Raw genomic sequence first — 22822 nt, forward strand, 5'->3', positions numbered from 1 at the left:
CTATTTAATATTAAAATAATCCGGAGAGAGGATACCCTTCAGGTTTATGCCCTTGAAGGTGATCCTCTCCGGATAAAACAACAGGTTTTTACTATGAATGAGGAGGCATAAGGATGGAGTTTCTAGAAAAATTTGTAAGGGGGTTGACCTGGAGGACTGCACAGATTGCTCAGGTTGCTCTGGCTGGGGTAATGCTTGTGATTGTTGCAAACATTATATTGCGGGGAGTTTGGAGGCCCCTGCCGGGAACAGTAGAAATAGTAGAAATTTTAGGGGCTGTTTTATTGGCACTGGGAGTAGCTAACTGTGCTGTTAAAAAAGGGCATATTGCCGTAGGGGTGCTGGTAGATAAGCTTTCACAAAGAAAAGAAGCACTGGTAGAAAGTGCTGTAAATTTTATTGCTCTTATTTTTATTAGTTTATTGGCCTGGGAAACTTTGTACTATGCCGGGCAAATGATGAAAAGAGGTTATACCACTGCTCACCTATTAATCCCTCTTCATCCCTTTATCTATCTGGTGGGATTTGGTTTTGTTATGCTGGCAGCAGTTCTTTTATTGGAATCTATCAAATGTCTGGTGGCTTTCTCTACCACAAAAGGAAGTGAAGAGGAATGACTCCAGTAGAAATAGGTTTATTATCGGTATTAGTTATTTTTATTCTATTGTTTGCCCGTATGCCTGTAGCTTACATTATGATTGTGGTGGGGATGAGCGGGTATGCTTACCTGGTATCCCCCAAGGCGTCGCTTTCAGTAGCAGCATCAGCTATGTATAATACTTTCGCCTCTTATTCGCTAATTGTTATCCCTCTATTTGTATGGATGGGGTACATCGCATTCCATTCAGGTATAAGTCGAAGAATTTATGACGCTACCTACAAAGTTGTGGGAGGCCTGCCGGCAGGCCTGGCTATTGCCAGCATAGCGGCCTGCACTGCTTTTGGAGCTATATGCGGCTCAACTACGGCTACTGCTGCTACAATGAGTGCCGTAGCTTTACCTGAAATGAAAAGATATAATTATGATAAATCTCTTTCCACAGCTACTATTGCTGCTGCAGCCATTTTAGGAGTAATGATTCCTCCCAGTGTTATTTTTATACTTTATGGGATTGCCACCGGGGAATCCATAGGGCAGCTTTTCCTGGCGGGTATTTTTCCTGGGATGATGCTGATGGTATTATTTATGCTGGTGGTATTTATACAGGCCAGACTGAATCCTGATCTGGCTCCGCCGGGGCCCAAAGTGCCATGGAAAGAAAAGATTAGTGCCGTTTTAAATGGCGGGATTGAAGTTATAATTATATTTATCGCGGTAATGGGAGGTCTTTTTGGCGGATACTTTACTGCTACAGAGGCAGGTGGAGTTGGAGCTTTCTGCACCTTAATCGTTGCATTAGTAAGGAGGCAGTTAAACTGGGAGGGTTTTGTGAAATCATTAAATGATTCCATTCAGATATCTGCTATGATCATGTTTTTAGTGGCCGGAGCAGTGCTTTATGGACGTTTTCTGGCGGTAACCGGCCTCCCGGCGGCTATGGCCAGTTGGGCAGTAGGCCTTCCTCTGCCCCCGGTTGCCGTTTTATTAGTGATTTTAGTGATTTATTTAATTTTAGGTTTCTTCATTGATGCCCTGGCTTTGGTTTTACTAACGGTCCCCATTTTTTATCCGGTGGCTCTAAGCCTTGGATTTGATCCCATCTGGTTTGGGGTAATCATAGTGCTGGCATTAGGTATGGGAGTAATCACTCCGCCGGTAGGTGCAAATGTGTATGTGGTTGCGGGAGTAGATAAGGAAACACCGGTTATGACTATTTTTAAGGGTACGTGGCCGTATCTTCTGGCCATATTCGGCTGTATTGCTCTTATGATTATTTTTCCTCAGATTGCCCTATTTCTGCCTGAGCTTGCAAAGTAATTTGAGATTGTCAGTAAAGTGTATTTATCAGAGATTACCGGTGATACGGTAATCTCTGATAGTTTTACGGGGAATGTGAAAAAATTCTAAAAAAAAAGAATATTCTCCTCAGGTATCCGGCAGGGCCGGATTTCACATAAAGATCCATACTTATATAATTATACCAAGGAGGAATTGAGATGTTGGGAATGGAGGATGGTTGGATTACCCTGGTTTGGCTGCTTTGCATAATTTCCATGTTTTTTTGTGTTATCTACGGTGCTATAAAATGGAATCATGAGGATGATTCCCGATGAATGTACCGCTGTTAACCATCATTGTGGTCTTTTATATTGGCATATTGACAACTCTGGCATACCAGGGATACCGGTATACTAAAACGGCGGATGATTACATGGTGGCGGGAAGAAATATTCATCCGGTTATTATGGCTCTTTCTTATGGGGCTGCTTTCATAAGCACATCCGCTATTGTGGGGTTTGGAGGGGCTGCCGGCTTATTTGGTTTTAGTTTATTATGGCTGACTTTTCTTACAATATTTTTAGGCATATTCGTAGCTTTTGTTTTTTTTGGGACAAGAATAAGAAAGATGTCATTAAATTTAGCAACGGCTACTTTTCCTTCTCTGTTGGGGGAGAGGTACCAGTCCCGATTTGTTACTGTTTTTTCCGGCCTAATGATTTTTATCTTTATGCCGGCGTATACCAGCATAATTTTGATCGGGGGAGCGCGTTTTTTGGAAGAAGCGCTCTCCATTGATTATAACCTGGCTGTTTTTATACTGGCTATTATTGTAGCCGCATATGTGCTGTCCGGCGGTCTAAGGGCTGTGATGTACACCGATTCCTTTTGTGCCGGTGTCATGTTTTTAGGAATGGTATTTCTTTTGATTACTACTTATAGTTCCTTAGGGGGAATTACTGCTGCTCACCAGGGGTTAACTGATTTAAAGCATATGGTTCCGCAAAACCTGGTTGATATAGGCCATCAGGGATGGACCTCCATGCCCACCTTGGGTTCTCCCATATGGTGGAATGTTATGAGTACCATTGTATTGGGAGTAGGAGTTGGTGCTCTAGCCCAACCGCAGCTGGCTACCCGCTTTATGACCGTGAAGGAAACTAAGTCACTTTACAGGGCTGTGTTGATCGGGGGAATTTTTATTTTCTTTATGACTGGAACAGCTTTTATTGTTGGTTCCCTGAGCAATTTATATTTTTTTAATCATGAAGGAATGATAGCTATTGAGGCGGCTCAGGGAAATATGGATTCTATAATCCCTGTTTTTATCAGTCATATTATGCCTACCTGGTTTCTTTATTTGTTCATGTTAACCCTATTGTCGGCGGCTTTATCCACTTTGAGTTCATTGATTCATGTGCAGGGGGCAGCTCTGGGCAGGGATATACTAGAGGCTATGAAAATTGACATGGGTGGCAGTAAACCTGCTTCACCGGTTCTGGCCAGAACCGGTGTGCTGGTGGGAGTTGTTTTGGCTGTTCTGTTGGCCTATATTATGCCTATCAGTATAATTGCCAGAGCTACAGCTTTTTGGTTCGGTATCTGTGCATCTGGGTTTATCCCTGTATTGGTGGGGGCTCTCTACTGGAAGAAGGGCACCGGCCTGGGTGCTGCTGTCAGCATTGTCAGTGGGTATGTAGTAAGCATATTTGGATTCTTATTCATACATATTGCAGAGTCTGAACCCTTTGGTATTTCCCAGTTTCTTTTTGGAAAGGATGCTCTTTTACCTTATCCCTGGACCCATATCGATCCACTGATTTACGCACTGCCCATTTCAGCGGCGGTGTATATTATGGTAAGCCTTTTGACCCGACCTCCTCAAGAGGAGCACTTGAATACTGTTTTTGAGAACATTTAATGGAGAGTTTGTATATTTAAGAGCAATTTTTTCTAATTTCTCAAACAGTTGTAATTTAAGGTGATAAGAGTAAGTGAATATTTCAAGTCTGACCTTACTTTAAAGCGGTTTTTATAACCGCTTTATTTTTTTAATAAATGGGTATAATAATTTCTTAGAATAATTTTTTAACTAAACTGGTCTTTATATTTTTTTATTCTGAAAAATTCTAAAAGTTCTTGGGTGGGGTTAATGAAAAAGAAAGTTATGTATGTAGTCAGGTCCGTTGAGGGGGGAATCAGGGAACACATAAAGGTGCTGATACAATATTTAAAGCCATCCTATGATTTAGTGGTAGTCTGTCCTTTACGAGGAGATTTGGCCGAGAGCTTTGAGAAGACAGGAGCCAGGATTATTCCCTTAAATATCAGCGAAAAGCTAAACCCCTTTAGGGATTTCCCCCAGGTTTTATATTTGGCACGAATTATTCAAAAAGAAAGGCCTGACATTATCCACCTGCATGGTTTTAAGGCAGGATTTATAGGAAGGCTTTCTTCACTGGGCTTTTCAAAAATTCCTGTTGTTCTGACGGTGCATAACTATTATGCTTATCCGGAAATGAGCAAAATTCCATTATCTTATTTTAAGCAGGCAGAAAAGCTTTTAAGCCGCAGGGTCAGTAGAATTATTACTGTTTCCGATGCATTGAAAGAGAATTTGACTTTCACCCTGGGGATCGATGAAAAAAAAATTACCAGAATTTATAATGGTATCGACTATGCGAGGCTTGAAGGTATTAATAAAAAAAGTAGTGAAGAAAAAATCAATACTTATAAAGCCCGTTTGGGAATACCCTTGGAAGCCCCTCTTATCGGTACAGCCGCCAGGATGGCCCCTCAAAAAGGATTGGGGATTTTTTTAGAGGCGGCTAATAATATAATCAGGGAGGGAAGGTCTTGTCTTTTTTTATTGGCCGGGGACGGACCCATGATGGAGCAGCTGAAAAACAGGATAAGGGACTTAAACCTGCAGGGGAAGGTTATTTTTCCGGGTAGGGTAGCAGATATTTCAGAATTTTTAGCTTGTCTTGATATCTTTGTTTTACCATCTCTATCGGAGGGTTTGTCTATAACTCTTCTGGAGGCCCTGGCAGCAGAAAAACCAGTAGTGGCTTCCCGGGTAGGAGGGGTGCCTGAAATAGTTATTGACGGTATTACTGGAGGTTTGGTCCCCCCTGGTGACCCAGTTTCCTTAGCCTCTAAAGTTTTAGATTTTTTAGATAATCCCCAAAAGAGCAAAAATATGGGAATTCAGGGAAAGCTTAGGGTTATGGATTATTTTGATATTAAGGACATGGTCAAGAGAACAGAAGATTTGTATAAAGATTTATGCAGTTGACAGCATCTCTTAAGCGTATAAGGAGTTATCATATAATCAGTTAAGGTGGGCTTCCGTGTTTAAAAAAAGCTGTTTGATGACATTTATAATATTAATGCTATTATTGTTACCGGCAAGTATTTCCCTGGGGGGCCAACAAGGGCGACAGGTAATACTGCTGGTGGTAGATGGGTTATCTCCGCAGGAATGGAAATATGCTGCGGATCAATATCCCCATATCGGAGATTTTTGGGAACGCAGTTCTGTGGCGCTGATGAATACTGGTACCGGAGGACGATTGAACAGTGAAAATGCATACGTTACCATCGGGGCAGGAGCCCGGGCATTGGGGACGGCAGGAGCTGGATTGTCTTTCAACCGGCAGGAAAATTTCAATCTATTTACTGCGGGCACGATGTATCTTAGATATAACGGAACAGAGCCTGACGGAGAGGTTGTAAACTTGGATATAAATAATCTTATCCGGGTTAATCAGCCCAAGAACTACAGGGTTGTGCCTGGTACCCTGGGAAATATTATCCGGGAAGCCGGTTTGAAGGGAGCGGTATTAGGGAACGGGGATCATAAAGAATTCAACCGTTTGGCGGTGAATTTGGCCATGGATGAAAAAGGAGTGGTGGATTACGGCAATGTCAGCCGGGAGGTTTTAAAATCACAAGGGGATGTTCCCTTTGGTTTCAGTACCGACCCAGAGGATATGTATGAAACTCTATTAGAGTATAAAGAGAAAAGTCAGTTGGTGGTTATTGAATGGGGGGATACTTTTCGATTGAGGGAAAGCCTGCAGTTGATGAGTCAAGAGAAGGGCCAGCAGGAGTTTGACCGGATTCTTTCAGATTTGGACTGTTTTATGGGAAAAATATTCCCTCTTATAGACGAAAATACAGCGTTATTAATGGTTACCCCTAACCCTGAAGGGATCCTGGCCCCTTCAGGAAGCCAGCTTTCGCTGCTGGGAATGGTTTTCGGGGATAACAGTTTAAGTGGTCTTTTAACTTCAAACAGCACCAGACGTTTAGGGCTGGTGACTAATCTGGATATCGCCCCAACAGTACTGGGATATTTTGAAATACCAGTGCCGGACTACCTATCAGGAAGAGTTATTACAGTTAGTACTGTAAGTACAAATTGCAGACTTTCGGATATGATGGCATTAAATACTTCTATTCAAGCGGTTCATCAGCAGCGTTCTCCATTGATCCGATTTTATATTTTATTACAAATTATCACGGTTTTTGGAGCAGTAATTTTACTTATATTTAAGCGTAATCTTACAGTTTGGAGGCCATTAATGGCTGCAATGATGCTAATCCCTTTATCTTTTTTATTATTTCCCCTGATTATGACAGACAGCCTGGCGGCCTCTTATGTTATTTTATTTGTACTTACTATCCTGCTAACGGCCTTATTTTTGTATCGAGCTGACAATACAATTTTGTTTCTGCGAATTGGTTTGGTGATTACCTTATCTTTAGTATTAGACCTTGCTTTGGGGGGCAACCTGATAAAAAACTCTATTATGGGATATGATCCTATCAGTGGAGCCAGGTATTACGGCATAGGAAATGAGTATATGGGTGTTCTGGTTGGCTCATCGCTTCTGTTTATTTCCTCTGCATACCAGTTGGGATGGGATAAGAAGAGATTTGCGCCGGGTTTAACTCTCTTTTTCTTTGTTTTTATACTTTATGTATTTTTAGCACCCCGTTGGGGGGCTAACTTTGGAGGTTCTTTGACCGCGCTGGCAGCTTTTGTTTTCACTTATCTGGGATTAGGAGATTATAGACTGGCTGGAAAAACACTAATGTTGGTTGTTGGTGCTGCTGCTATTTTTATTATGTCTTTAGTGCTGTTGAACCTAAAGGGGCAGGACGGATTCGTCTCTCATGTAGGGCAGGCCATGGTACTGGTCAGCAGGGAGGGCATCTCTGAGGTTTTAGACATATTGACCCGTAAGGGTGCAATGAACTTAAAATTACTGCGTTATTCTCTGTGGAGCAGAGTATTGTTGGTTTTCCTTGGGTTGATGGCATTTTTGTTCTATCAGCCACCAGGAATGCTGAAAAAATTGAAGACAAAATATAACCGGTTGAGTATAGGTTTTGCCGGAATCATGGTTGGGAGTATAACGGCTATCTTAGTAAATGATTCCGGAGTTGTTGCGGGGGCCACCACGCTTCTTTATGCCGGAATGCCCCTGCTTTTGCTGGCGGTGGAGTCCAATACCAGGAGGGAGGAAGTATAATTAAAATAATTTATATCTTGATATTCCCGGTGGGGTAAAGAGGGCAGTTAATATTTACAACTAGCAGGAAAATTATTCATTTTTATGGAATACTTTATCTGAACCTATTTTGGAATTAAGAAAGGTTGATTAACTATATTCAAATTTATAATCTTGTTTAGGAAGGGGGTGCCGGCTAATTGTAAGCCGGTGTAAATGACAAATTTCATTAATCACACTTTGCCCAATGGAATCAACTTGTATATTTATCCTACAGAAAAATTTAAAACGATTGTTTATTCCCTTTTTTTGCATCAAAATTTAAAGAGGGATTTAGTTACAAAAACTGCTCTGCTGCCCTTTGTTTTAGAGCGGGGTTCAAAAAAATGGCCTAACACACAAAAATTGGTGGTTGCTCTGGAAAACCTTTATGGGGCAGATATTATGAGTGAGGTAACGAAACGGGGAGAAAGACAAATTCTGCAGTTCATTTTAGAAATTGTAAATCCCCTATATGTTAGGGAGAATGGTGAATTGGAGAAGAAGGGGTTAGAGGTTCTAAAAGATGTCCTAACAAATCCAGTAGTTGAGAATAATGGTTTTAAAGAATCCTTTGTAAATCGTGAAAAACAAATTCTTACAAACATAGTGCAGGGGTTGATCAACGACAAAGTTTCTTATGCCGTTGAACGCTGTGTTCAGGAGATGTGCCGGGAGGAAGATTACGGGGTTTACCGTTTAGGCAGGGTGGAAGATCTGCCCAATCTGGATTCCTCGGGTCTTTACAGCTATTACCAGGAGCTATTAAATTCAGCACCCATAGACATTTTCGTGTTGGGTAACGTTGATCCGGACAATACCATGGCACTTATGGAGGAAGCCTTTAATTTCCCCCGGGGGAATATTTATGAAATGGAGCCCACCCTGATTTATAAGGAAGTGAGTGAACCCCGTTATGTGGAGGAACGGTTGGATGTGAACCAGGGTAAATTGACCCTGGGTTTTCGTACTAACACGAAAGTGACTGATGATGATTATTATCCACTTTTACTTTACAATGGAATACTGGGAGCTTTCCCTCACTCCAAGCTCTTTCAGAATGTCCGGGAAAAGGCCAGCCTGGCCTATTATGCCAGTTCCCGGCTGGACAGGGAGAAAGGAATTCTGTTGATTGCTTCGGGAATAGAAATTGAAAATTACCAAAAAGCGTTGGAGATTATTCAGCAGCAGATGGAATCCATAAAGGCCGGGGATATCACTGATGATGAGCTTGACAGCACCCGGGTGGGTTATATCAATCAAATAAAAGTGACGGAAGACAGCCCGTATCAAATTATTAATCGTTATTTAGGCGGCTTAATTAGCGGACGTCAAGAGACTGAAGAAGAAACCATTGAGCAGATTAACCGGGTACAGGTTGAGGATGTAGTCAGGGTAGCTGAGAAAATTCAGCTGGATACCATCTATTTTTTACGGAATAAAGAGTAGGAGGAAAAAACATGGCAGTGATCAGTGAACGGTTGTTGAAAAATGATACCATACAGGAAAAAGTTCACGTGGCGACCCTTTATCCTGGGCTGGAAGTTTTCGTCTTCCCCAAAAAAGGATATAATAAAAAATACGCCAGTTTTGCTACACAATTTGGTTCCATAGACAACAGTTTTTATGTGGAAGGAAATAAAAATTTGCTGGAGGTTCCCGATGGGGTAGCCCATTTTTTGGAGCATAAACTTTTTGAAGGGGAAAAGGGAAATGTTTTTGATGAGTTTGCCCGAAAGGGTGCTTCAGCCAATGCTTATACTAACTTTACCATGACCAATTATCTTTTTTCCAGCACCGATAACTTTGAGGATTGTTTTGATCTTCTAATTAATTTTGTTCAGGATCCCTATTTTACAGCAGAAAGCGTGGAAAAAGAAAAGGGGATTATTGCCCAGGAAATTCGTATGTATGAGGATAACCCCGGCTGGAGGCTTTTTTTTAATCTGTTGGGCTGTCTCTATTCAGTTCACCCCGTAAGAAAAGATATCGCCGGTACCGTAGAAAGTATAATGGATATAGATGAAGAGATTTTATATAAGTGTTATCGGACTTTCTATCATCCCAGCAACATGGCTTTGTTTGTGGTAGGAGACCTGGAACCAGAAAGGGTCATTCATCAGGTTATGGAAAATCTAGAGCATCGGGATTATCAGCCCCTGGGAGAAATAAAAAGGATTTATCCCGAAGAACCTCAAGCTGTTCGGGACAAATGTGTAAGGGAAAAGATGGAGGTATATCAACCTCTGCTGAGTCTTGGGTTTAAAGATAGAAACGTGGGATTTACCGGCCGGGATCTCTTTAAGAAGGAACTAGCCAGTGAATTGGTTTTGGAAATGCTTTTCGGCAAGTCTACGGAAACCTATAACCGGCTTTATGAAGAGGGGTTAATCAATGATCAATTTGGAACTTCCTTCGTGGCAGAAAAGGATTATGCTTATACCATGATGGGAGGAGAAACTCCTGATCCCGATAAGCTGTATCAAGCTCTTTTGGACAGTATTACACAGTATATCCAAAAAGGTTTTAAAGAAGAAGATTTTGAGAGACAGCGGCGCAAAATGTTAGGGGAATTCTTAAGAAACTTTAATTCCCTGGAGTTTATTGCAAACAACTTTTTGTATTATCATTTTCGAGAAAACAATCTCTTTGATTTTGTGAGCTTACTGCAGGAGATGAAGGCGGAGGACATTCATCTCCGTCTGCGGGAACTCTTTGATAAAGACTATCACTCCTGTTCTATTATTACTTCCAATGGAGGTTAAAACATGAAAGTTGCGGAAGATATACTGGATTTAATCGGTCAAACCCCTATGGTGAGGCTGAAGAAGTTTCTTCCCCGAAGAGATTTAGACATTTATTTGAAGCTGGAGTTCTTTAACCCCGGCGGCAGCATAAAGGACCGGATTGCCCTTAGTATGATTAAGGCTGCGGAGGAGCAGGGGTTTTTAAAGCCTGGCTCAGTTATTTTAGAGCCCACCAGTGGCAATACCGGTATAGGTCTGGCCCTGGTTGCTGCTTCTCGGGGATACAAAGCGATTTTGGTTATGCCGGAGACTATGAGCCAGGAGAGAAGGGCTCTGCTTGCGGCACTGGGAGCAGAATTAGTATTAACTCCAGGCAGCCAGGGGATGGCGGGGGCTCTGGAGATGACCGGGAAGATTTTAGAACAAAATCCCGATTATTTCGTTCCTCAGCAGTTTTCCAATAATGCCAACCCAAAGGCCCATCGGGATAATACAGCCCAGGAGATATTGGAGCAGACCGGGGGCAGGATTTCTGCTCTGGTGGCCGGGGTAGGTACCGGGGGAACTATAACCGGTGTGGGTGAAATATTAAAAAAAGAAGTCCCTGGGATGAAAGTGTATGCTGTGGAACCGGCGGGTTCTGCGGTGCTTTCGGGGTTTCCTTCGGGGGCGCATAAGATTCAGGGCCTTGGGGCAGGCTTTGTCCCTTCGGTTTTAAATCGGGCAATTATCGATCGGGTAATTACAGTTACCGATGAGGAGGCTATGGAAACAGCCCGGAGGCTGGCCAGGGAAGAAGGAATTCTGGCGGGCATATCCACGGGAGCGGCCCTTTATGGCGCTTTTAAAGCCTCAGGGGAGATGAAACCGGGAGCCAGGATGATTGTAATTGCTCCGGATACCGGTGAGCGTTATCTAAGCACGGATTTGTTTTAATATAAACATTATTAAATAAGGCTGAAGTGATGGTAAGCAAAAAATAAACAAAGCTTTAGGCACAGGGGAAAAGGGGGTATTAAGGTGGCTAAAAAAGAAAAGAACTTTGTAAAAGAAGTTACCTCCCGGGAGGAAGACTATTCACAGTGGTATCTGGACGTTATCCTTAAAACTGAGATGGTGGATTACGCACCGGTAAAAGGATGTATGGTGATTCGTCCCTATGGATTTACTCTCTGGGAGAATATGCAGGCACTATTAGACAAAAAAATAAAGGATACAGGGCATAAAAACGCTTATTTCCCTTTATTTATACCGGAGAACTTACTGCAAAAGGAGGCGGACCATGTTGAGGGGTTTGCTCCGGAGGTGGCCTGGGTTACTCATGGAGGTAATGAAAAGCTGGCAGAGAGGCTGGTGGTAAGGCCCACCTCAGAGACTATCATCTGCAGTATGTACGCAAAATGGATTCAATCCTGGCGGGATCTTCCGGTTTTAATTAACCAGTGGTGCAATGTAGTCCGCTGGGAGAAGACCACCCGGCCTTTTTTAAGGACTTCGGAATTTCTCTGGCAGGAGGGGCACACCGCTCACCGCACAGAAGAAGAAGCCCAGGAAGAGACCCTGAAGATGTTGGAGGTCTACCGGGAATTTGTTGAAGAGGATCTGGCCATCCCGGTAATTACCGGGTTAAAAACAGAAAAGGAAAAATTTGCAGGGGCTCTAAAGACCTACACTATAGAGGCTCTTATGGGGGATGGAAAAGCCCTGCAGTCGGGAACTTCCCATAATTTGGGCCAGCATTTTGCCAAAGTGTTCGACATTACTTTTTTAGACCAGGACGATCAGCTAAAATTTGTCTGGCAGGCCTCATGGGGGGTTTCCACCCGGTTGATTGGTGCCATTGTCATGGTCCATGGGGATAACCGGGGGCTTAAGTTTCCCCCTAAAATAGCTCCAGTACAGGTGGTTGTAGTGCCCATAATGCCCAAGAAGACCCGGGAAATGGTATTGAAAAAAGCTGGGGAACTGGTGGACAGGTTGGGCAAAGAATTTCGCATGGAAATTGATGACCGGGATTATTCCCCCGGTTGGAAATTTAATGAGTGGGAGATGAAGGGAGTACCTCTGCGTTTAGAGATTGGACCTAAAGATATTGAAAAAGGGCAGTCAGTGCTGGTGCGTCGGGATACCGGGGAAAAGTTTTTTGTTAAGGATGAGGAACTGGAGGCGGTCATTGAAAAACTCTTAATAGAGATTCAGGAGAACATGTTTCAAATGGCTCTTAAATTCCGCACTCAAAATACACACCGGTGTGATGATTACGACGAATTTAAGAAAATCATCGCCGAAAAAAGAGGTTTTGTGAAAGCTAACTGGTGTGGGCATGGGGATTGTGAGGAAAAAATTAAGGAGGATACCAAGGCCACCATCCGATGCATTCCCTTAGGAGAAGAGAAGATGGATGGACAGTGTCTCTGCTGTGGGGAAAAGGCTGAAGAAACCGTATATTTTGCCCGGGCTTATTAATACATTAATTACTTTTTCCAACACATCAACTATTCTTATATTAGTAATGCTCTACATACTTTTGTGGTGTCCCAGGGCCGCCATAACTGTTGTTTTTGGTAATTTCATTAGGTAATTTTATTTTCTTGAGGCCATTGTTGTTTGAGGTATATTTTAAATTGTTACTTCAAACAACGATGGTTTTGCTATTTTGCATGAGTATTTTTCTAAGCATTAGCTTTAAGGGTGGCATTAAAATCAGCTCTAGTAGAATCTGCATCTGGCAATATGAGCCTGGTATTATGAGATGTTAACAGTTACAAGCAAGGTAAATACGGTTGGTTAATAGAATTAATATAAATGTTATTACATATTTCGGTTAGTGTTCCTTAAGGCAAAATCAAAATTTTAAATAAGGAGTGCTGCATATGATTCCCCGTGATTCTTACAAGACCGATAAATCAGGATATGAAGTGGATGAAAAAAGGTATCGTCGTTTTTCAGTTTCCCGGCAGGCATTTACTACCCTGGGGAAGAAAGACACCGGCCAGATTGATATGTATTTATCCCTGGAAAAAATGTTCCTTCGCATGGCGGAGCATATCCAGAAAAAGGTAACTGGTAAAACTCAAATTGACTATGCATTGGACAACGGAGCTAACGCCATGAATCTGCTGCTGGGAACCTATGGTATGCCCAACAGCCAATTTTTGCAGTGGGCTCCTTTGTTTGTGCCGGAATTTATGCAGCACCAAAAAGTTGATATATCTTCAGATGAGCTTACCCGGCAGGTTAAGGAGGCTGCTGTACTGTATGGCAGTGATCTTGTTGGTATTACCATGTTGGACCGGAAGTGGGTCTACGATTCCGACCTGTTTAAGCCTTTTGTTTTCGAAGAAGTGGAGGTGCCGGAAGAGCGGAAGGATGCCTATGTGATTCCCAATTCAGTGAACCGGGTTATAGTTATGGCCCTGGCTATGAAGGAGAGCTTTATACAGACTTCACCAAAGGTTTTGGCTTCCACAGCTGCCTCCTTGAGTTATTCTGGTATGGGGATTACGGTTGTTTCCCTGGCGGAATACATTCGTTCTCTGGGATATATTGCCATTCCCTGTATGAACGATACAGCATTAAGTGTTCCGCAGGCTATAGATGCGGGGCTGGGGGAATTGGGACGTCATGGGCTGCTGATGACTCCAGAATTCGGCCCTAATGTGCGCCTGTGCAAGGTGCTGACGGATATGCCATTATTGACTGACTCCCCGGTGAATTTTGGCATGAGGGCTTTTTGTGAACAGTGCCTGGCCTGTGCCCGGGCTTGTCCTTCAGGGGCTATCTGTTCAGGGGACCGTTCCTTTGAGGGAGTTTGTGAAAATAACAATTCTGGAGTGAAAAAATGGTTTATTAAGGCGGAAGAATGTTTGAAGTTTTGGCAGAAAAATGGCACTAGCTGTGCCAATTGTATCTCCCTGTGCCCTTATACAAAAGGTTTTTTATCAGAACAATGCATGGAATGTGAACGCTGTGAGATTATAGATGGTGGATGTTCGCTGCAGGTGACCACTCATCTCAGGTATAACCATGGCTATTTGGAAAACAAGGGCTGGGGCCATCCTTCAATCATACTGCGTCAACCTGGAACAGGTTTTTAAGTTTCAGTGATAAGTATTTTTATTTTGATTCACGGCCGGGTTCGATATGAATCATGACATCTATGGCTCTGTCGTTTTGTTTTACTATGGATTCTACAGTTTCGGATATGTCATGGGCTTCGTTTACTGAGATTTCAGGATCCACTGCCAGAATAATTTCAACACAATAGTAAGAGCAGTAGTTTCGTGCTTTAATATCACGTATTTCCTTTACTCCCTCTACTCCTTGAGCGCTCTGTTCTATTTCTTTTATAACCTGGTCGTCTACCGCCGCATCCATCAGATTATTTATAGAATCCCGGACAATTTTAAATCCCATATAAAGGATGCAGCCGCCAACGGCTAATCCAGCAGCAGGGTCCATGAATAGATATCCCATTCGGGCTCCCACAATTCCTACAAGGCTGGCTGCACTGGAGTATGCGTCGGAGCGGTGATGATAAGCGTCGGCAGTTAAGGCGGGGCTGTTAATTTTATTTCCGGCATATATTGTATAGCGGAACATGATTTCTTTGGCCAGCAGGGAAATCACTGCAGCAGCTACTGCCGCCATCCCGGGAATTCCTAATTCTTCAGAAGAAGTAATTCGGTTGAAAGCACCAACTATAGTAGAGAACCCTATGAAAACCAGTATAAGGGCAATAATTTTTGCTGTTATGGCCTCAGCTTTTCCATGGCCGTACGGATGGCTGTCATCGGCAGGTTGGCGGGCGATACGCATTCCCACCAGCACTCCTAACGTGGTAATTATGTCCGATAAGGAGTGAAAACCGTCTGCCAGCATAGCCCATGAATTGGCCGTAACACCCACAATAATTTTTATTATGCTCATAATAAGATTACCCGCCATAGTAAAGTAGGATACTTTTTTTGCTAAAGCAAAACGTTCTTCCATGGTAATAAACTCCCCTGACATTTTTATTTTTAGAAAATTTCCCCTAAAACAGCATCCATCAGAAAGCAGCTATTATTATATATACATATATTCAAAAACCCGCAGAACCGTTATGGTCCCGCGGGTTATTTTACCCACTGCTTAATAATAAGCCCAGCCCTACAAGTGGAACTTGCGGCCTGCTCCACTTAGATAGTATCAAAATTAAAAAGATGTTGTCAAGGTATATCGCTCATTTTTTTCAAGGATTAAGAGTTTATTTGTAGAATTTTTCACCGGGGCAGGATAAATTTAGGGGTGTTCGAGAAGAGATTGACCATACAGTATAGTTAAAATATGCTGAAAAAATTGGCCTGGGCACAAGGGATTATGAGTTGGTTCAATCAAAATAAAGATTAGGGAGAGAGAAATGTTGATGACTTAAAAAAAGGAAAAGATTTTTTGTAAAATTTGACCTCAGGCAGGATTATACGCCTTAAGAAGCGAATGCATAATGGGATATTGTATTTTAATAATTAAGAGAAGGAGGGTAAAAATGTCAGTTCAGCAAAGTGATTTTGATTATAAGCCAGCAGAAGAAATAGTTGAGAAATATAAGGATGTAAAAGGCAACGTAATTCCCATACTGCAAGCAGTTCAAAATGCTTACGGCTATCTACCCAGGGAAGCAATGCAATATGTTGCCAAATCCTTAAGGGTTCCTTTCAGCCGAATTTTTGGAGTCGTTACTTTTTATGCTCAGTTTCACTTAAAACCTAGAGGAAAGTACATTATCCGGGTTTGTAAGGGGACTGCCTGTCATGTTCGTGGAGGGGCCAAGATAGCGGATCGGATTATGGATGAATTGGATATAACTGTTGGAGCCACTACACCAGACCTTAAATTTACTATGGAAACGGTAGCCTGTATCGGTGCCTGCGGGCTGGCTCCGGTGTTGATGGTTAACGAAGATACCCACGGCCGCCTGACGCCGGACTTAGTACCACCAATGATTAAACAGTATGCTAATGAGCAGGAGGGATAATATGGAAAAGTTTATTGAGCACTGCTGTGAAGAATGCACCAACACAAAAGATAATCCCTGTGAAAAGTTTATTGAGTGCTGTATGCAGGGTCCACTGTGTCATGAAAATGAGAGCTGTAAAAAGAAACGGCAGACTATTATTGGGAAAATTGTTCTAAACGAAGATTTTTTAAATTATGATGATTAGAAACTAGAGGAAAAGGAGGAAAGGAGCTATGTACAAGAAACATATCTTAATTTGTGCCGGGACAGGCTGTATTTCTTCAGGAGCTAATAAGGTAAGAGACGCACTAGTAGAAGAACTTACCAAGCATAATATGCATGATGAAGTGCGCATCGTTATGTCCGGTTGTCATGGTTTTTGCGAGAAAGGCCCCATATTTATTGTGTATCCTGAAGATATTTTTTATAATTCTGTCACGGTAGAGGATGTACAAGAGATTGTCAGTGAGCATCTAATCAATGGAAACGTTGTGGAACGTTTGCTTTATAAAGATTTGGATACCGGTGAAGCCATTAAACAGCACCATAATGTGGGCTTTTATAAATACCAGAAGCGTTACTGCCTCCGTAATTGTGGGGTAATTGACCCCGAAAACATAGATGACTATATCGTCAGGGGCGGATATATTGGATTAGCTAAAACCCTTAAGATGGACCGCTTTCAAGTAGTAGAAGAAGTTAAAAAATCAGGTTTAAGGGGCCGTGGCGGCGGAGGTTTCCCCACCGGTTTAAAATGGGAATTTACTTATAAAGCAGAGGGCGAAAAAAAATACGTAGTCTGCAACGCAGACGAAGGGGATCCTGGTGCCTTTATGGACCGCAGTATTTTAGAGGGTGACCCTCATGCAGTTATAGAAGGAATGTCGGTTGCTGCCTATGCCGTAGGGGCGGATGAGGCTTATGTCTATGTACGGGCAGAATATCCCTTGGCAATTAAACGACTTCGCTCAGCTATAAAACAGGCAGAAGAATATGGAATGTTAGGGGAAAACATATTAGGTTCCGGTTTTAATTTTATATTAAGGATTAAAGAGGGTGCAGGAGCTTTTGTATGCGGTGAAGAGACTGCCCTGTTGACTTCTATTGAAGGTAACCGCGGAATGCCCCGTCCCCGTCCTCCTTTCCCGGCTCAAAGCGGATTGTGGGGTAAGCCTACCTGTTTAAACAACGTTGAAACTTTTGCCAATGTTCCTCTAATCATGCGAAGGGGAGCTGACTGGTACTCAAGCATTGGGACGGAAGGCAGCAAAGGGACCAAAGTATTTGCCCTGACCGGAAAAATAAACAATACCGGCTTGGCTGAAGTTCCCATGGGTATGTCTTTGCGGGATATTATTTTCAAGGTGGCCGGAGGAATTCAAAATGATAAAAAGTTTAAAGCAGTTCAAATCGGCGGACCTTCCGGCGGCTGTATCCCTGAAGAAGAGTTGGATCTTCCTGTAGACTTTGACTCACTTACGGCGGCAGGTTCTATGATGGGTTCCGGTGGTCTAGTTGTTATGGATGAGACCACCTGTATGGTTGACCTGGCTAAGTTTTTCCTGGACTTTACTCAGATTGAATCCTGCGGCAAGTGTACCCCCTGTAGGGAAGGTACCAAGAGGATGCTGGAAATATTACAGCGAATTACCGGTGGGGAAGGTAAAGAAGGAGATATTGAGGCTCTGGAGAGTCTGGCTGTTTCCATTAAAGAAGCTTCTCTCTGCGGCCTGGGACAGACGGCACCAAACCCGGTTTTAAGTACCCTCCGTTATTTCCGAGATGAATACGAAAAACATATATATGATAGAACCTGCCCAGCGGGTGTATGTACTGCCTTAATATCTTACACTATTGACGCAGAACTTTGTAACGGCTGTGGGCGCTGTCGTAAGATTTGTCCGGTGTCAGCCATTACCGGCGGCAAGAAGGAAGTTCATGTAGTTGACAAGGATGCTTGTATCCGCTGTGGTCAGTGTATTGAAAAATGTAAGTTTAACGCTATAGTAATTAAATAATAGGGAATAGGAGGGAAGAACAGTGACAAAAATTAGTTTAACGATTAATGGTCAGCAGGTACAGGCTGATTCCGGAACGACCATATATGAAGCAGCTAAAAGTGCTGGGATAGACATTCCTATATTTTGTTACGATCCCGAACTGACCCGGGTTGGAGCCTGCCGCATTTGCGTAGTTGAAGTTGAAAACGCTCGCAATCTTGTGGCTTCCTGTGCTGCTCCCGTGGGTGAAGGCATGGTCATTGAAACAGAGTCTGAAAAGGTAGTGAATACCAGAAAAGAAATATTAAAGCTTATATTGGCCAGTCACCCTAATGACTGTTTAACTTGTGAGAAAAACGGAAACTGCGCTCTTCAGAATTACTGTTACCGTTACGGCGTTTCTTTTGAAGATGCAGAAAAATATGCAGGGGATAGGAATGAAATAGCTCTGGAGGATTCCAACCCTTTCTATGTAAGGGACCTGGAAAAGTGTATCCTATGCGGGTTATGCGTCAGGCAGTGCCATGAAATTAACGGTGCTGGAGCTATTGATTTTATCAATCGTGGATTTGATACCAAGGTTGGAGCAGAATTTGATGAACCCATGGAAAATTCTGCCTGTGTTTTCTGCGGGATGTGTGTAGACATTTGTCCGGTAGGAGCGCTTACGCCCAAAATTAACAGGGCTAAAGTAAGATCTTGGGAAGTTGAAAAGGTAAAGACCATCTGTCCTTACTGTGGGACCGGATGTGCAATAGATCTTCATGTGAAGGACAATGAAGTTGTAGGGGCCAGCGGAAACCGGGAAGGTTTAGCCAACAAAGGCCATGTTTGTGTAAAGGGCCATTTCGGCTGGGATTTTGTCCACAGCCCGGACAGGTTGACCAAACCCTTGATCAAGAAAGATGGCAAATTTGAAGAAGCCTCCTGGGATGAAGCACTTTCCCTGGTAGCCGATAAATTTAAAGCCGCTGGAGCAGAGGGTATTGCCGGTTTGAGTTCCGCCCGCTGTACTACTGAAGATAACTACATGTTCCAAAAAGTGCTTAGGATGTTGGGAACCAACAATATTGACCACTGTGCCCGTCTCTGACACGCTCCCACCGTGGCCGGTCTGGCCGCAGCTTTCGGGAGTGGTGCGATGACTAACAGTATAGAAGAAGTTGAGAATGCCGACTGTCTGTTTATTACTGGTTCTAACACCACCGATGCCCACCCGGTGATTGGGTACCGGGTACGTAAAGCCTTGAGGAAAGGGGCCAAGCTTATTGTAGCGGAACCTCGCCATATTGAGCTGGCTACTTATGCCGACGTCTTTCTGCAGATTAAGCCTGGGACCAACCTGGCTTTGTTAAACGGCCTGCTTCATGTAATCATAAAAGAGGACCTGTTTGATAAGGAATTTGTAGCCGAAAGAACCGAAGGTTTTGAAGAAGCCAAGGCTGCCGTAGAGAAGTTTACTCCCGAATATGTGGCGGAAATTACTGGAGCTAATGCCGAGGATATTGTGAAAGCAGCCCGGATTTACGCTGGAGCTGATACAGCCACTATCCTTTATACCATGGGAATCACCCAGCATACCTCTGGAACCAAAAATGTAATGGCTATTGCTAACCTGGCCATGGCTACCGGAAATCTGGGTAAAGAAAGCACTGGTGTAAACCCCTTAAGAGGTCAGAACAATGTTCAGGGTGCCTGTGATATGGGAGCCCTGCCGGTAGTTTTCACCGGTTACCAGCCGGTAGCAGACAGCGCCGCTGTTGAAAAATTCAGCAAAGCCTGGGGAGTCAGCTTAAACGATAAGCCCGGCTTAACTGTTACTGAAATATTTAAAGGTGCTGAAGAAGGAACCATAAAGGCCTTGTATATCATGGGCGAAAACCCCATGATCAGTGATGCCGATTTAAATCACCTGGCTAAGTCTCTTGAAAAATTAGACTTCCTGGTGGTTCAGGATATATTCCTTACGGAAACTGCGCAGTGTGCAGACGTGGTTCTGCCCGCCTGCAGCTTTGCTGAGAAGGACGGCACTTTTGTTAATACCGAAAGGCGTGTTCAGAAGGTGAACAAAGCCGTTGAGCCCGTAGGAGAAAGCAAGGCCGACTGGGAAATCATCATGGCCTTAGGCAGCAAGTTAGGTTTTGATTGGAACTACAGCTGTGCCGAGGATGTCTTTAAGGAGATAACCTCTTTAACTCCCAGCTATGCCGGCTTAAGCTATCAGCGCCTGGATAATGGCGGAATTCAGTGGCCCTGTCCTACGGAAGACCATCCAGGGACTAAGTTCCTGCATCAGGGTAAATTCACCCGGGGCTTAGGTAAATTCCATGGGCTTGATTATGAGCCTCCCGCAGAATCACCGGATGAGAGCTATCCCTTTATCCTGACCACCGGCAGGAATCTATTCCATTACCATACCGCCTCCATGACCGGCAGGAGCAAGGGCATCAAGGAATTCAGTTTTGAAGACACCCTGAGGATTAATCCTGAAGATGCCGCAGCCCTGGGAATAGCTGATGGTGACAAAGTAAAGGTTGCCTCTAGAAGGGGCGAGATAGAAGTAAAAGCTGAGATGACCGATACAGTGGGCAAAGGAGTAGTCTTCATGACTTTCCACTTCAGCGATTCACCGGTAAACAAATTGACCAACTGTGTAATCGACCCCATAGCAAAGATACCCGAACTGAAGGTCAGTGCTGTGAAGGTGGAAAAGGTAGGCTAATTTGTAAAATACGTAAAGTGAACTGGTTTCAGCAAGCTTTAAAATCGGGGAATCAGGTGGAGACTTTACTTCACCTGATTATTAAGCCCCACCTGCGCTAACGTTTAGAGGTGGGGGTCTTATACCCTAAAAAAGAGATAAGTACCATACTATCAATGGCACATTTAAGATTAAAGTTTTACACCGCCATATTCACAAACCATATGGCGGTGATGGTTAAAACAATAGATTCAAGGAGGGTGGAAACAATGGCGTTTTCATCTTCCTTTTTTATTTTGGGGCTGTCAGGGTTGTCAAGGGGACGGTCCTTCCGATAATCCTATTATTTCTATTTTTGCCATATCGTGGTTTGTTAGAAGGACCGCCCCTGCCTTGACAGGGTGTTAGAATAAGCTGTGTATGATATAATGGTTTTCAAACACGATATTTCTTAAAAAATTTAAGTTAAAGTAGCTTCTCTGGGAAGTACTTTGTAGACTGACAAAAATAAAAGAAAAGAATTAGGCAGGTGAAGGCATTGGACACAAGAAAAAAAGAAATAGATGTGTTAAAAATTTCGGGGGAAGGAAAGGAAAAGCTTAAAGATTATGTGGTACAGGAGTCTCCCCTGACCATTTTTTTAAACGACCAGGAGTTTGTGACACTTCTTTGCACACCGGAAAAGCAGGATTATTTGACCCTGGGGTTTTTGCGTTCGGAAGGTTTGATTAAGGGCCGGGAGGATGTTCTATCCCTGGAGGTGGATGAAGAGAACGGCACTGTTACTGTAGAAACCCGGGAACCAGGGAAACTTTCAGAAAAGCTCTTCGGGAAGAGGACCATCACCTCTGGATGTGGGAAAGGCACTATCTTTTATCATGTGCTGGATTCTCTGACCGAAAGTCCTATTAATACAGAAATTTACTTAAGCCCGGAAGACATTTCCCGTTTAATGAAGGATCTTCAGGGGCGGGCAGATCTGTTTAAAACTACTGGAGGTGTACACAGCTCAGCTCTGGGCACCAAAGAGGGAATCCTTTCTTTCTGCGAAGATATCGGCAGGCACAATGCGGTGGATAAACTTATTGGTGAGTGCATCGCCAAAGATGTTTCCCTGGAGGATAAGCTGTTAATTACCAGCGGGCGGCTTTCTTCGGAGATACTTTTAAAAGCCGCCAAAATTGGTATTCCTATTCTCCTTTCCCGGGCGGCTCCGACGGCCCTGAGTGTGGAACTGGGGCAAAAACTGGGAGTCACTATGGTGGGTTTCATTCGGGGAAAAAGGATGAATGTCTATGCCGGAGAGTGGAGGATTAAGGAAGACTGATTTTTTTCTTTAGGGATTGTTAGCTTTTTTAAACTATAATTATTAAATGAATTAGCCCGGGTATTTACCCGGGTTTTTTAAATTAATAGAAGGCACTATAGTTTAGGAGTATTTGAATAATTTTTTTTATAAATTTTAAAAATGAAGCAGGAATTATGCACACTTTGTCAAATATCACATTATAATACTTGTGTAATCACTTGAATGTATTATGTGCCATTCAAAGAATGAAAGGACTGCTGCAGATGGTAGAAAAGGAAGGGGACCGCTGCGATGTATTTTGCAGTGACTTAAAAAAAGTTAATCGGGTCCGGGAAAAAATCGGCAGTTTCGAGGTTATGGTGGATATATTTAAGGCCCTGGCCGACGGGACTCGTTTTAAAATTATTTATGCTCTTTGGGTGGAGGAGGAACTTTGTGTCTGTGACCTATCCCTGGTGATTGGCATGCCTGTTGCCGCTGTCTCTTATCACCTCCGGTATTTAAAGAGCTTAAGGTTAGTCAAATACGAAAAAAGGGGAAAAATGGTTTTTTATTCCCTGGATGATGATCATGTTCGGGATTTAGTTAAAGTAACCGTGGAACATATAGAACATACTTAGGGGTGAT

At 43.1% G+C, this 22822-nt stretch carries 18 protein-coding genes and 1 riboswitch; of the genes, 17 read left to right on the forward strand and 1 reads right to left on the reverse strand.

Annotation, left to right across the window (positions count from 1 at the left end; genetic code table 11):
- The first annotated feature begins 113 nt into the window (after positions 1–113).
- From HUE98_RS04795 to HUE98_RS04840, 11 genes are all read left to right on the forward strand, one after another.
- Positions 114–617 (forward strand): TRAP transporter small permease, encoded by a 504-nt coding sequence (locus HUE98_RS04795; RefSeq protein ID WP_241422724.1) that lies wholly within the window; start codon positions 114–116, stop codon positions 615–617.
- Positions 614–1918, forward strand: a complete 1305-nt coding sequence (locus HUE98_RS04800) for a TRAP transporter large permease (protein WP_241422725.1) — start codon at positions 614–616, stop codon at positions 1916–1918. Before HUE98_RS04795 ends, HUE98_RS04800 begins: the two co-directional genes overlap by 4 nt.
- Before the next feature lie 179 nt (positions 1919–2097).
- The gene (locus HUE98_RS17965) at positions 2098–2214 is read left to right on the forward strand and encodes a symporter small accessory protein (RefSeq protein WP_407080276.1); all 117 of its coding nucleotides are present in this window, start codon (positions 2098–2100) and stop codon (positions 2212–2214) included.
- Positions 2211–3800: a sodium:solute symporter family protein gene (locus HUE98_RS04805; RefSeq protein ID WP_241422726.1), complete on the forward strand. Its 1590-nt coding sequence runs from the start codon at positions 2211–2213 to the stop codon at positions 3798–3800. Before HUE98_RS17965 ends, HUE98_RS04805 begins: the two co-directional genes overlap by 4 nt.
- 231 nt (positions 3801–4031) lie before the next feature.
- Positions 4032–5177, forward strand: coding sequence for a glycosyltransferase family 4 protein (locus HUE98_RS04810; RefSeq protein ID WP_241422727.1), 1146 nt, complete (start codon positions 4032–4034; stop codon positions 5175–5177).
- A 55-nt stretch (positions 5178–5232) separates the two neighbouring features.
- Positions 5233–7422 (forward strand): hypothetical protein, encoded by a 2190-nt coding sequence (locus tag HUE98_RS04815; RefSeq protein WP_241422728.1) that lies wholly within the window; start codon positions 5233–5235, stop codon positions 7420–7422.
- A 195-nt stretch (positions 7423–7617) separates the two neighbouring features.
- Positions 7618–8889, forward strand: a complete 1272-nt coding sequence (gene yfmF, locus HUE98_RS04820; protein ID WP_241422729.1) for an EF-P 5-aminopentanol modification-associated protein YfmF — start codon at positions 7618–7620, stop codon at positions 8887–8889.
- 11 nt (positions 8890–8900) lie between these two features.
- Positions 8901–10205, forward strand: a complete 1305-nt coding sequence (gene yfmH, locus HUE98_RS04825; RefSeq protein WP_241422730.1) for an EF-P 5-aminopentanol modification-associated protein YfmH — start codon at positions 8901–8903, stop codon at positions 10203–10205.
- A 3-nt stretch (positions 10206–10208) separates the two neighbouring features.
- Positions 10209–11123 carry a cysteine synthase A gene (gene cysK, locus HUE98_RS04830; protein ID WP_241422731.1) on the forward strand — a complete coding sequence of 305 codons (915 nt, stop codon included), beginning with the start codon at positions 10209–10211 and terminating at the stop codon, positions 11121–11123.
- 84 nt (positions 11124–11207) lie between these two features.
- Positions 11208–12653 (forward strand): proline--tRNA ligase, encoded by a 1446-nt coding sequence (gene proS / locus HUE98_RS04835; protein WP_241422732.1) that lies wholly within the window; start codon positions 11208–11210, stop codon positions 12651–12653.
- Between the two features lie 407 nt (positions 12654–13060).
- Positions 13061–14284 (forward strand): reductive dehalogenase, encoded by a 1224-nt coding sequence (locus HUE98_RS04840; protein WP_241422733.1) that lies wholly within the window; start codon positions 13061–13063, stop codon positions 14282–14284.
- Positions 14285–14303: 19 nt separating this feature from the next.
- Here HUE98_RS04840 and HUE98_RS04845 read toward each other — a convergent pair whose 3' ends face one another.
- Positions 14304–15179, reverse strand: a complete 876-nt coding sequence (locus HUE98_RS04845; RefSeq protein WP_241422734.1) for a cation diffusion facilitator family transporter — start codon at positions 15177–15179, stop codon at positions 14304–14306.
- A 111-nt stretch (positions 15180–15290) separates the two neighbouring features.
- A riboswitch (NiCo riboswitch) is annotated at positions 15291–15376 on the reverse strand.
- A gap of 338 nt (positions 15377–15714) precedes the next feature.
- On the opposite strand from HUE98_RS04845, the gene nuoE reads away from it, so the two are divergent.
- The 6 genes from nuoE (at position 15715) to HUE98_RS04875 (ending at position 22815) form a co-directional block, all read left to right on the forward strand.
- Positions 15715–16203, forward strand: coding sequence for an NADH-quinone oxidoreductase subunit NuoE (gene nuoE / locus HUE98_RS04850; RefSeq protein ID WP_241422735.1), 489 nt, complete (start codon positions 15715–15717; stop codon positions 16201–16203).
- Between the two features lies 1 nt (position 16204).
- Positions 16205–16390, forward strand: coding sequence for a CCxxC motif-containing NuoF prefix domain-containing protein (locus HUE98_RS04855; RefSeq protein ID WP_241422736.1), 186 nt, complete (start codon positions 16205–16207; stop codon positions 16388–16390).
- 28 nt (positions 16391–16418) lie between these two features.
- Positions 16419–18203 (forward strand): NADH-quinone oxidoreductase subunit NuoF, encoded by a 1785-nt coding sequence (gene nuoF / locus HUE98_RS04860; RefSeq protein WP_241422737.1) that lies wholly within the window; start codon positions 16419–16421, stop codon positions 18201–18203.
- Between the two features lie 22 nt (positions 18204–18225).
- Complete coding sequence (gene fdhF, locus HUE98_RS04865) at positions 18226–20907, forward strand: formate dehydrogenase subunit alpha (protein WP_241422738.1); 2682 nt, start codon at positions 18226–18228, stop codon at positions 20905–20907.
- Positions 20908–21424: 517 nt separating this feature from the next.
- Complete coding sequence (fdhD, locus tag HUE98_RS04870; RefSeq protein WP_241422739.1) at positions 21425–22213, forward strand: formate dehydrogenase accessory sulfurtransferase FdhD; 789 nt, start codon at positions 21425–21427, stop codon at positions 22211–22213.
- A 200-nt stretch (positions 22214–22413) separates the two neighbouring features.
- Positions 22414–22815 (forward strand): ArsR/SmtB family transcription factor, encoded by a 402-nt coding sequence (locus HUE98_RS04875; RefSeq protein WP_241422740.1) that lies wholly within the window; start codon positions 22414–22416, stop codon positions 22813–22815.
- Positions 22816–22822: the final 7 nt, after the last annotated feature.

The organism is Candidatus Contubernalis alkalaceticus (genome assembly GCF_022558445.1).
Classification (GTDB): domain Bacteria; phylum Bacillota; class Dethiobacteria; order SKNC01; family SKNC01; genus Contubernalis; species Contubernalis alkaliaceticus.